Below are 10,769 nucleotides of genomic sequence, written 5' to 3' on the forward strand. Positions count from 1 at the left end.
AGGCAGGGGTGTGGCCGGGGCTCAGGTGGCGTCGTCGTAGGACGGGCGCTGGACCGGCGCGGGGGCGCCGCCGGTGGCGGTGGCCGGGCGGGTGCCGTTGGTGCGCAGGTCGGCCGCCTTGGCCACATCCTTCAGGTCGTCGTGCACGCCGGTGACGTCCGAGCGGAGGTTGTCGTACATGCTCTGCAGCGGCTTCCGGAGGGCCTGCTCGTCCTCCTCGCTGAGCAGGTGCTTCCGGATGAACGCCTTCGGGTGCAGGTCCTCCAGCTGGATGTCCGTGCCCAGCTCGCGGCTCAGGTCACCGGTGGCGTTCCGCGCCATGTTGCGCAGGTTGCGGACCATCCGGAGGCCGTCGTTGATCACCATGGGCAGCCGGTCCCCGAAGATCAACAGTGCCAGGAGCAGCAGGGCGCCGATCTCCCACCAGTTCAGGTTCTCGAACACTCGGCCTCCTCGTGGCGTGTCAGGGCAAGACTACGCACGTCAGGTGGCCGGCCGGGAGGGGGTGAGGGCGGCTCACTTGGCGTCTGCGGCGAGCGTCACCGACGCGTTCTGCCGGTTGGACCCGCGCCGGTACTCCACCGTCACCACCGAACCGGGGGCGTACTTGCGGACCAGGGCCACCAGGTCGGTCGGATCGTTCATCGGGTGCCGGTCGAGCCGGAGCACGATGTCCCCGGTCCGCAGACCGGCGGCCGCCGCCGGCCCGGCCGGCTCGACGTTGTTGAGGCGTACGCCGCCGCCGCTCACGCCGGTGCCACCGACCTGGGCGCCGATCACCGTACGCCGGGCCTTGCCGGTGCCGATGATGTCCTCGGTGACCCGCTTCGCCTGGTTGATCGGGATGGCGAAGGCGAGCCCGATGTTGCCGGCCTCCTGACCGTCGGCGACCAGGGACTTGATCGTCGAGTTCACACCGACCACCCGGCCGGCCCCGTCGACCAGCGGGCCGCCGGAGTTGCCGTGGTTGACCGCCGCGTCGGTCTGGATCGCCGCGTAGTAGCGGGTCGGCCCGCCCGGCTCGCCGGCCATCATGGTGCGGTCCAGGGCGCTCACGATGCCCGCGGTGACCGTGTTGGCCAGGGACAGCGGCGAGCCGACGGCGAGCACCGGGTCGCCGACGGCGAGCGCGTCGGAGTCGCCGAACTCCACGGGCTTCAGCCCGGTCCGCGTCACCTTGATGACCGCGATGTCCGACTCCGGGTCCTGCCCCACGACGGTGCCCGGGGCGGTGCTGCCGTCGTTGAAGACCACCGTGGCCTTGCCGGGCCCGCCCGCGACCACGTGGTCGTTGGTGACGATGTGCCCCTCGGCGCTCACCACGAAGCCGGAGCCCTCGCTGGTGCCACCGAGGCTGGCCACCCGGACGGTGACCACGCTGGGCAGCACCTTCTCGGCGACCCCGGCCAGTGAGTCGGGCTTGCGCTGGGCGAGCGCCGGGGCCTGCCCGGACTGCGCCCCGAGCGTCGGCACGGCCCCGCCGGTGCGGAGGAACGCGTAGGTCAGGGCGCTGCCGAGCGAGCCGGCGAGCAGGGCGGTGATCAGCGAGACCAGCACCACCTGGCGCAGGCCCGGCCGCCTCGGCGCGTCCGGGTCGGTCACCGGTTCCGGCTCGCCGCTCCCGGCGACCGGCGCGGCGGGGACCACCACGGCGGCGGGCGCGTACGGGTCGCGCCAGGGATCGGCGAGCGCGTCGGACCACCAGGGCGAGGTGCCGCCCCCGGCGCCCTGCGGCGGCTGCGCCGGCGGCGGCGGCCCTCCCGCCGGTGCCGGGCCCCCGCCGGGCTGGCGCCAGTCCCAGCCGTCGGTCACGTCGGTGCCTCCCAGTCCGTCCCCCACGCCCCGTGCCGGGCGGTCGGTGGAGCCGGCCGCGCCGTACGGGACTGCGTCCAGGATTGCACGGATGCCCCGAGTGGAGTCAGGGGTTGCCGCGCGTGATCGTCCGAGGGCCGACTCGCGGCTGCGCGTGTGGAGGCACGCCTCTAGGCTCTCAGTGCCAACCGACCCCTCGCACCAGTCCGCCCGGAGGTGTCCCATCGCCACGGTCGCCGGCTCCGGCAACTCGACCGCCCAGGTGCTCCAGTTCGCCGAGTCGTACGTCACCGAGGATCTCGTGCTGCGGACGGCCCGCGCCCTCGCCCACGAGGTGGGCGTGGACGCGGTGACGCCGGGCGCCGGGGCCGCGCTGCGCCTGCTCGCCGCCGCCGGGAACGCCCGGGCGGTGGTGGAGATCGGCACCGGCACAGGGGTGAGCGGTGTCTGGCTGCTCCGCGGGATGCGCCCCGACGGGGTGCTCACCACCATCGACGTGGAGGTCGAGCACCAGCGCATCGCCCGGCGGCTGTTTCAGGAGGCAGGTTTCGCGTCGGGGCGTACCCGAATCATCACCGGCCGCGCCCTCGACGTGCTGCCGCGACTCGCGGACGGCGCCTACGACCTGGTCTTCGTCGACGCCGAGGCGACCGGCTACGCCGCCTGCGTGGACGCCGCCCTGCGGCTGCTGCGCCCCGGCGGGGTGCTCGCGCTCAACGGCGCCCTGGCCGGCGGCCGGATCGGCGACCCGGCCGCCCGCGACCTGGAGACCGTGACCGTGCGGGAGACCATCAAGGCAATCCGCGAGTCGGAGCACTGGGTGCCGGCGCTGCTGCCCGTCGGTCACGGCCTGCTCGCCGCCGTGAAGGGCTGACCACCCTGCCCGGTCAGCCCAGCGTGGCCAGCCAGCGCAGCAGGCCGCGGACGCCCCAGCCGGTGGCGCCCTTGACCAGCTCGCCGTGCACGTCGTCCGACCAGGAGGGGGCGGACATGTCCACGTGCACCCAGCGGTCGCGCAGGTCGCCAGTGAACTCGCGGAGGAAGAGCGCGGCCACCACCGAGCCGGCGCCCCGGGCCGGGGAGCTGTGCAGGTCGGCGATCTCGCTGCCCAGGTACTCGACGTAGTCGTCGGCCAGCGGCATCCGCCAGGCCCGCTCGCCGGCCGCCGTGATGGCGCCCAGCAGGTCGGCGGCGAGGTCGTCGTTCTCGCTGTAGAGGGCGGCGTGCCGCTTGCCCAGCGCCACCGCGTTGGCCCCGGTCAGGGTGGCCAGGTCGACCATGAGGTCGGGCTTGAGCTCCCGGACGGCGTACGCCATGGCGTCGGCGAGCACCAGCCGGCCCTCGGCGTCGGAGTTGGTGCTCTCGCTGGTCAGGCCGCCGTAGTGGCGGATGATGTCGCCGGGGCGGAACGCCGAGCCGCTGACCATGTTCTCGGCGAGCGGGGCCAGCGTGGTGACCCGGACGGGCAGGCCCAGCGCGGCGGCGCCCAGGGTGGCGGCGACCACCGCGGCGGCGCCGGCCATGTCCTTGCGCATCAGCTTCATGGCGGGCACCGGCTTGATCGAGATGCCGCCGGTGTCGAAGGTGATCCCCTTGCCCACCAGCACCACGTGGGTACGCGCGCCGGCCGGCCGCCAGTCCAGCTCGACCAGGCGGGGGCCGCTGGCCGAGCCGCCGCCGACGGCCAGGATGCCGCCGAAGCCCTCGGCGTCCAGCTCCTCCGGCCCGCGTACCCGCAGGTGCAGGTCGGCGCGGCCGGACGCGGCGGAGGCCACCTGGGCGGCGAACCACTCCGGGTTCTTGGTGGACGACGGGGTGTTGGTCAGGTCTCGGGCCAGCCGGGTCATCTCGGCGGTGGTCCGGGCGGCGGCCAGGGTCGGCGCGAGCGCCTCCGGGTCGCCGACCACGATGTCCACCTCGGCCAGCGCGGGCGTGCCGCCGGCCTGGGTCAGCCGGTAGCGGTAGGAGCCGAGCAGCAGCCCCTCGGCCAGGCCGCGCAGCGCGTCCGTGGCCTCGTCCGGCACCGTGATCGTGATGTGCGTCTCATCCTTGGCGGCCCGGGCGAGCGCCGCGGCGGCGACCCGCCAGCCGTGCTCGTCGCCGTCGCCGACGCCGAGCAGCCAGAGCCGGGCCGGGGTGCCGCCGGGGCGCAGGTGCTCCCGCACCTCGCCGGCGGCGCCGGTGAGCCGGGTGGCGGGCAGCAGCGCCGACGCCTCGGCCCGGACGTCGTCGCCGGGCGGGACGGCGGTGGGAACCAGCGTGGCCGGGGCGCCCGGCCCTTCGGGACGAACGGGCAGGACGAGGGTGTCGGGCCGCGTTGGCCCGCTCACCAGACGAATGGCCAGCACGCTCGACCGTACCTCCGAAACTGCTCGAAGCGGGACACTTTGCCGCTCACTGGGCGAGGAAGGCCCTGAGCCACCGGCGTTGCCGGTGGCTCAGGGTAGGGCGAACCGTTCGCACGACGGACGTCGCGCGAACCGCTCCCCGCATCAGCCGGCAGCCGCCTTCAGCGCGTCACCCAGCGCGGTGGCCTCGTCGGGAGTCATCTCGACGACGAGCCGGCCACCACCCTCCAGCGGGACCCGCATGACGATGCCCCGGCCCTCCTTGGTGACCTCCAGCGGACCGTCGCCCGTCCGCGGCTTCATCGCCGCCATGTTGTCTCCCCTCAGACCTACACCAGGGTCGGTGGGTTGCCCCACAGCCACTTCGTCATGACCACCCGCAACCGTCGCGGGGGCGTCGACCAACGATTTTCCCTGATGAACACCGCCGGACCCAAACCGAAGCAGCATTGATGTAACAGCATCTAGCTTATCTTGGATAGGCCTGTCACAATGTGCGGTCATGCAGGCACGGTCGGCACTCTTCGACCTGTACGGCGACCACCTCCGGGCTAGGGGTGGCCGCGCACCGGTCGCCGCCCTGGTCAAGCTGCTGGCACCGCTCGGGATCGCCCCGCCGGCGGTCCGCACCGCGGTCTCCCGGATGGTCCGACAGGGCTGGCTCGAACCGCTCCGGCTCGCCTCCGGGCCCGGATATTCGATCACACCGAAGGCGGCCCGCAGACTCGACGAGGCGGGCGCCCGGATCTACCGCACGGGGCGGCACGCCTGGGACGGACGGTTCGACCTCCTGGTGCTGGACGCGCCCGCGTCCCGCCGGGACCGGCAGCGGCTCGCCGCCAACCTGACCTTCCTCGGCTACGGCACGCTGGACGACTGCACCTGGGTGGCGACCCGGCCGGGCGAGGACGTCGACGTCCTGCTCGCCGAGGCCGGGGTGCGTTTCGAACGGTTCACCGCCGCGCACGCCGCCGGCACCCCCGGCGCCATGGGGGTGGTCCGCCGCGCCTGGGACCTGGCCGAGATCGGCCGCGCGTACGAGCGGTTCGTCGCCGAGCAGAAGCCGTTGCTCACCGGGGTGACCGTGCGCAGCAGCGACGAGGAGGCGTACGCGGCGCGGTTCCGGCTCGTGCACGCGTGGCGTACCTTCCTGTTCCGGGACCCGCAGCTGCCGCCGGCGCTGCTCCCCGAGCGCTGGCCGGGCAGCAGCGCCGCCAGTTTCTTCGACCGGCACGCGGCCCGGCTCCGGCCGGCCGCCGACCGGTACGTCGAGCAGTGCCTCGACGCCAGCAACCGCCTCGCCCGACAGAAGGGTCGTTAGAAACGTGACCGAGCCGCTGCTCGTCGACCGCACCGACGCCGTCGTCACCCTGACGTTGAACCGCCCGACGGCGATGAACTCGCTCGACGTGGCGCTCAAGGAGGCGCTCCGGGACACCCTGGCCGAGCTGGAGGCCGACCGGTCCTGCCGGGCGGTCGTGCTGGCCGGCGCAGGCGGCTCGTTCAGCGCCGGGCAGGACCTGCGGGAGCACGTGCAGACCCTCGAATCCGCCGACGCCGACCCGCTGGGCACCGTGCGGGCCCACTACAACCCCATCGCCGCCCGGCTGGCCAACCTGCCCAAGCCGGTGATCGCCGCGGTCCGGGGCATGGCCGCCGGGGCCGGCGCCTCGCTGGCGTTCCTCGCCGACTTCCGCATCGGCGGCCCGAAGACCCGCTTCCTGATGGCCTTCGCCGGCGTCGGGCTGGCCGCCGACACCGGCGCCTCCTGGACGCTGCCCCGGCTGGTCGGCCACGCCAAGGCCGTCGAGCTGCTGATGCTCGCCGAGCCGGTGGGCGCCGAGGACGCCTGCCGGCTGGGCCTGCTCACCCGGCTCGTGGACGACGACGAGCAGGTGCTCCCGGCCGCGCAGGAACTGGCCGCCCGGCTCGCCGCCGGCCCGACCGTCGCGTACGGGGCGATCAAGCGCCAGCTCTCCATCGCCGACGCCGGCACCCTGGCCGACGCGCTGGCCGCCGAGGCCCAGGCCCAGGCGATCTGCGGCGCCACCGCCGACCACCGGGCCGCCACCATGTCGTTCGTGAACAAGCAGAAGCCGGTCTTCGAGGGCCGCTGACCGCGCCGCGGGTCAGTCGTCCTCCTCGGGGTCCTGGTTGGCCTCGGCGCCGAGCACGAACGCCTGCATGGCCAGCTCGTCACCGGCGGGCGAGACGTAGGCGGGCAGCTCGCGCGGGCCCAGCTCCTGCACGTAGGCCCAGAAGAGCCGGACCGCCTCGGCGGGCGAGGCCGCCTCGATCGGCAGGTCGAGGCTCACCAGCCAGGAGCGGCGGGTCGGCGGCGGGCCGATCCGCTCGGCCAGCTCCCGGAACCGGCCCGGGTCGAGCCCGGTGACCGGCCCGTCCAGGGCCAGGCCGGCGACCGGCACCGGCTCGTCCAGCACCCGCCGGGTGTACGTCACCACGAGCACCCCCGGACCGGCCTCGGACTGCGGGTCGTCCGGGTCCTCCCGGACCTCCCCGGTGGCCGCCGCGACCCGGCCGAGCGCCACGAGCCGCAGCGGCTCGTCGACCAGCACCGCCACCGGGTCACCGGGCCGGGGCCCGGCGGCTGCGTCGAGCCCGGTCAGCTCCAGCGTGTCGTGGTGCACCAGCCGCTCGGCCTCGTAACGCTCGGCGGGCAGCAGCACCGCCCAGGCGCCCGGGGCCGCGCCGCCCTCGATCGTCCCGCTCGTCCGCGGCTCGGTGTCGGTCATGTTCCAATCCCATCACGCCGGACCGGGGCCGGGCCCGCCGCGTCCGCCGCCGGTCACGCCCCCGGGCGGTCGCCGGCCACGTGGCAGCCGGTGAGGTGGTCGTCGACCATGCCGGTGGCCTGCATCAGCGCGTACGCCGTGGTCGGGCCGACGAAGCGGAAGCCACTCTTCTTGAGCGCCTTGGCCATCGCGGTCGACTCCGGGGTGAGCGCCGGCACCTCGGCGAACGACCGCGGCCGGGCCGCCCGGGGCGGCGGCGCGTAGGACCAGAGCAGCGCCGAGAGGCCGTCGGGCAGCGCCAGGGCCGCCCGGGCGTTGGCGATGGCCGCCTCGACCTTGGCCCGGTTACGGACGATCCCCGCGTCGGCCAGCAGCCGGGCCACGTCGGCCTCGCCGTAGCCGGCGACCTTGTCGATGCGGAACTCGTCGAAGGCGAGCCGGAAAGCGGGCCGCTTGCGCAGGATGGTCAGCCATGACAGGCCGGACTGGAACGCCTCCAGCGTCAGCCGCTCGTAGAGCGCGTCGTCGCCGCGCAGCGGCCGGCCCCACTCCTCGTCGTGGTAGACGGCGTAGTCCGGGGTGCTCGCCCCCCAGGCGCAGCGGGGCAGCCCGTCGGCGCCGGTCACCAGGTCAGTCACGCCGTACACGGTAGGTCAGGCCACCGACAACCGGCGGCGGCCCGTGGTCAGGGCAGCCGGCCCTGCTCGACCAGCCGGGCGAACTTCTTCAACGCCTGGGTCAGGCTGAACTTCGAGCCGGGCCAGAGCACCGGCCAGGCCACCCGGCCGGCCGGCCCGCCCGGCAGGTGGAACCACTCGTGCCAGACCACCTGCGTCCGGTCCCGCTCCATGGGGGTGCAGCGCAGCACACCGGGCCCGCGCAGCAGCTTGCCGCAGTGCACCACGTTGACCTCGTACGGCGCGTCCACCCGGACCACCCGCATCTCGTCGCGGAGCACGGCCGGGCCGAGCGTGGTGATCGCCTCGACCAGGCTCCCCTCGCCGCCGTCCCCCTCGACCACCCGCACGGTGGTGAGCGGGATCCAGTCGGACTGCCGCTCCCAGGCGGTCAGCGCGGCGAAGACGCGCTCGGCCGGCGCTCCGACGATCACCGACGCGGTGACCTCCGCGGCACCGGGCTGCGCCGCCTCGGCGAAGCCCGGGCCATCGTCCGCGCCGGTCACGCGGACTCCGAGCGGACGACGGGCCCGCGCTCCCGGTCAGAGTCGGTGTCGGCCGTCGCGTCGTCGTCGCGGGCGGCCTCCACGGTCGGATCGGCGTCGCGGGCGGCCTCCGCGGTGGGGTCGCGGTCGGTCGGGGTGGCGGTCGGGTCGGTGGGCGGCCGGAGGCCGACCTCGTCCGGGGTCCGGTCCACGGCGGTCGCCACCGGGGCGACGGGGGCCGGCCCGCCGTTGGGCGCCGCGGGAACGGCGGCGGACGGCAGCGTGGCCACGTCCTCGACGGCGGCGGCAGCCGGGGCCTCGGCCACGCCGGCCTCGGCGCTGAGCGGCGCGGCGGCGGGCGGGTCGGCCGCCGCCGGCGGGGCGGGGGTCTCGGACTCCGAACCGGTCGCGGCGGCCTCGGCGCGGGCCCGGCGTAGCGCGTCGGCCTCCTCGATCCGGCCCTCGCGGAGGGCGGCGTTCTCGGCCTCCAGCACGCCGATCAGCTCGGTCTTGTAGCCGATGTCGTAGGCGGCCCGGCGCATGGCCGCGTCGACCTGCGCCATCCGGTAGCCGCGCAGCGCGGTGTCGAAGCGCACCTCGGCCACGTCCGCCTCGTCCAGCGGGCGGCTGCCCGGCAGGGGCACGGCCCGGCCGTCCGGCTCGGCCGGCGCCAGGCCCGGATCCCGCCCGGAAACCAGCACCGTCACCCCGAACACCACCGCCGCCACGGTCAGCGCGACGACCAAGAGGAGCAGAACCTCACCCATGGGGAGATCGTGGCATGCGGGCGGGGATCGGGCGAGCCCTCCGCCGCCTCCGATCGGAATCGCCGCCGCCCGGCTCATCAGGGCGGCCGGGGACGGCGACGCCGCGCGGCCCGGGCCGCGCGGGACCGGATAGCGTCGGGGGCGACCGGCGGAAGATCGGCGCGGAGGAGGCGGGCATGACCGGGGCGCTGCGGCTCGGCGGGCGGACCTTCTCCCCCGGCGACCTCGTCGTGATGGCGATCGTCAACCGCACGCCGGACTCGTTCTTCGACCGGGGCGCCACGTTCGCGCAGGACAGCGCGTTGCGCGCGGTCGACCGGGCGGTGACCGAGGGCGCCGAGATCATCGACATCGGCGGGGTGAAGGCCGGGCCGGGTGACGAGGTCGACGTGGCCGAGGAGATCCGCCGCACGGTGGACACCATCGCCGCGGTGCGGGCCGCCTTCCCGGACGTGGTCATCTCGATCGACACCTGGCGTGCCGAGGTGGCCGTGGAAGCGGTGGCGGCCGGCGCCGACCTGCTCAACGACACCTGGTCGGGAGCCGATCCCGCGCTGGCCCGGGTCGCCGCGGCGACTGGCGCCGGGCTGGTCTGCTCGCACGCCGGTGGGCTCGCCCCGCGGACCCGGCCGCACCGGGCCGCGTTCGGCGACGTGGTGGCCGACGTGGTGGGGACGGTCACCGGCCTCGCCGACCGCGCGGCCGGCCTCGGCGTACGGCGGGACGGCATCCTGATCGACCCGGCGCACGACTTCGGCAAGAACACCCGGCACTCGTTGGAGATCACCCGGCGGCTCGGCGAGCTGGCCGACACCGGCTGGCCGCTGCTGGTGGCCCTGTCGAACAAGGACTTCATCGGCGAGACGCTGGACCTGCCGGTGCCCGACCGGCTGGAGGGCACCCTGGCGGCCACCGCCGTCTCGGCCTGGCTCGGCGCCCGGGTCTTCCGCGCCCACCAGGTCCGCGAGACCCGCCGGGTGCTGGACATGGTGGCGTCGATCCGGGGGGACCGGCCACCGGCCCTGACCCGGCGCGGGCTGGCCTGAGCGGGGTCAGGTCCAGCGGAGGATGTTCCGGCGCCAGGCGTAGAGGATGCCGAGCGCGACCACGGCGACGAAGACGCCCATCTCCACCACGGTGGTCACCCCGAACCCTGGGCGGTCGAAGACCAGCGCCCAGGGAAAGAGGAAGACCGCCTCCACGGCGAAGAGCACGTACAGGTAGGCGTAGACGTAGTAGCGGATCTGCATCTGCGCCCAGTCGCCGCCGACCGGGTCGAGACCGCACTCGTAGCTGGCCCGCTTGCCCCAGGGATCGGCCGGACGGCCAGGACGTAACACCCGATTGGCCGAGAACGCCGTAACGAAGAAGAGCACGGCGGCGAGGAGCAGGAGACCGAGCGTGGCGTACGAGCCGAGGTAACCGGTCACGGTCGGAGCGTACCGGTCGGGCGGTCGGACCGCGTCGAACACGTTACGGATTCGTTTCCTTGCGGGACTAGTGCACGAAGGCAACTGTTGCCAAATAATGAGACCTCACTGAGCGTCACGGAGGACAGATGGCCCGCCCCCGCGTACGGCCTGCTCGGCGCGCCGCGCTCCGAGGCACTCCCGCTCTGCTCGTACCCGCGCTGCTCGCCGGGATCGTGGCGGCCGTCGCGGTGGGGCCGGCCTGGGCGGCCGCCTCGCCGACCGTGACCGCCGTGGCCCGGGCGGCCGATCCGGGCGACCCGGGCGAGCCGGGCGGCGATCCCGGCACCGAGCCGACCGAGGCGACACCGACCGTGGACCCCACCACGACGCAGCCGGTGCCCACCAGCCCGCCGCCGACGGAGGAGGTGCCGACGACTACGCCGCCGGCACCGGTCACCACCCCGCCGGCGCCGACAACCACGGCCCCCGAACCGGTGCCCACCACCACGGCGCCC

Annotated in this window: 12 protein-coding genes and 2 pseudogenes; 5 read left to right on the forward strand and 9 right to left on the reverse strand. The window is 74.9% G+C overall.

The window, feature by feature from the left end:
- Positions 1-21: 21 nt before the first annotated feature.
- Positions 22-444 carry a preprotein translocase subunit TatB gene (locus tag F8274_RS27260; RefSeq protein ID WP_151465227.1) on the reverse strand — a complete coding sequence of 141 codons (423 nt, stop codon included), beginning with the start codon at positions 442-444 and terminating at the stop codon, positions 22-24.
- A 72-nt stretch (positions 445-516) separates the two neighbouring features.
- Positions 517-1,827, reverse strand: a complete 1,311-nt coding sequence (locus tag F8274_RS27265; RefSeq protein WP_192580013.1) for a S1C family serine protease — start codon at positions 1,825-1,827, stop codon at positions 517-519.
- 247 nt (positions 1,828-2,074) lie between these two features.
- Between F8274_RS27265 and F8274_RS27270 the strand changes: the two genes are divergently transcribed.
- Positions 2,075-2,686: an O-methyltransferase gene (locus tag F8274_RS27270; RefSeq protein WP_192580014.1), complete on the forward strand. Its 612-nt coding sequence runs from the start codon at positions 2,075-2,077 to the stop codon at positions 2,684-2,686.
- Between the two features lie 13 nt (positions 2,687-2,699).
- On the opposite strand, the gene F8274_RS27275 is transcribed toward F8274_RS27270, so the two are convergent.
- Together F8274_RS27275 and F8274_RS27280 are read right to left on the reverse strand one after the other, a co-directional pair.
- Positions 2,700-4,160, reverse strand: a complete 1,461-nt coding sequence (locus F8274_RS27275) for a M17 family metallopeptidase (RefSeq protein ID WP_151465229.1) — start codon at positions 4,158-4,160, stop codon at positions 2,700-2,702.
- Positions 4,161-4,304: 144 nt separating this feature from the next.
- Entirely contained in the window at positions 4,305-4,472 is a 168-nt protein-coding gene (locus F8274_RS27280) for a DUF3117 domain-containing protein (protein ID WP_013283866.1), read from the reverse strand.
- 190 nt (positions 4,473-4,662) lie between these two features.
- On the opposite strand from F8274_RS27280, the gene F8274_RS27285 reads away from it, so the two are divergent.
- Positions 4,663-5,481 (forward strand): PaaX family transcriptional regulator C-terminal domain-containing protein, encoded by an 819-nt coding sequence (locus tag F8274_RS27285; protein ID WP_151465230.1) that lies wholly within the window; start codon positions 4,663-4,665, stop codon positions 5,479-5,481.
- Positions 5,482-5,485: 4 nt separating this feature from the next.
- Positions 5,486-6,277: an enoyl-CoA hydratase/isomerase family protein gene (locus F8274_RS27290; protein ID WP_151465231.1), complete on the forward strand. Its 792-nt coding sequence runs from the start codon at positions 5,486-5,488 to the stop codon at positions 6,275-6,277.
- Positions 6,278-6,289: 12 nt separating this feature from the next.
- Here the strand turns inward: F8274_RS27290 and F8274_RS27295 are convergent, their stop codons facing one another.
- From F8274_RS27295 to F8274_RS27310, 4 genes and pseudogenes are all read right to left on the reverse strand, one after another.
- Positions 6,290-6,913 (reverse strand): hypothetical protein, encoded by a 624-nt coding sequence (locus tag F8274_RS27295; RefSeq protein WP_151465232.1) that lies wholly within the window; start codon positions 6,911-6,913, stop codon positions 6,290-6,292.
- Positions 6,914-6,966: 53 nt separating this feature from the next.
- Positions 6,967-7,551, reverse strand: coding sequence for a DNA-3-methyladenine glycosylase I (locus F8274_RS27300; protein WP_151465233.1), 585 nt, complete (start codon positions 7,549-7,551; stop codon positions 6,967-6,969).
- Positions 7,552-7,598: 47 nt separating this feature from the next.
- Positions 7,599-8,096: an SRPBCC family protein gene (locus F8274_RS27305; protein WP_151465234.1), complete on the reverse strand. Its 498-nt coding sequence runs from the start codon at positions 8,094-8,096 to the stop codon at positions 7,599-7,601.
- A 206-nt stretch (positions 8,097-8,302) separates the two neighbouring features.
- Positions 8,303-8,842 (reverse strand): annotated as a pseudogene (locus F8274_RS27310) (DivIVA domain-containing protein); the annotation flags it as partial.
- A 176-nt stretch (positions 8,843-9,018) separates the two neighbouring features.
- Here F8274_RS27310 and folP point away from each other — a divergent pair.
- Positions 9,019-9,888: a dihydropteroate synthase gene (gene folP, locus F8274_RS27315; protein WP_151465236.1), complete on the forward strand. Its 870-nt coding sequence runs from the start codon at positions 9,019-9,021 to the stop codon at positions 9,886-9,888.
- A gap of 6 nt (positions 9,889-9,894) precedes the next feature.
- Here the strand turns inward: folP and ndhC are convergent, their stop codons facing one another.
- Positions 9,895-10,272 (reverse strand): NADH-quinone oxidoreductase subunit A, encoded by a 378-nt coding sequence (ndhC, locus tag F8274_RS27320; RefSeq protein WP_151465237.1) that lies wholly within the window; start codon positions 10,270-10,272, stop codon positions 9,895-9,897.
- Between the two features lie 128 nt (positions 10,273-10,400).
- Here ndhC and F8274_RS31425 point away from each other — a divergent pair.
- Positions 10,401-10,769: pseudogene (locus tag F8274_RS31425) on the forward strand (hypothetical protein); the annotation flags it as partial.

It is taken from the genome of Micromonospora sp. AMSO31t, assembly GCF_008868175.1.
In the GTDB taxonomy this organism is placed as follows: domain Bacteria; phylum Actinomycetota; class Actinomycetes; order Mycobacteriales; family Micromonosporaceae; genus Micromonospora.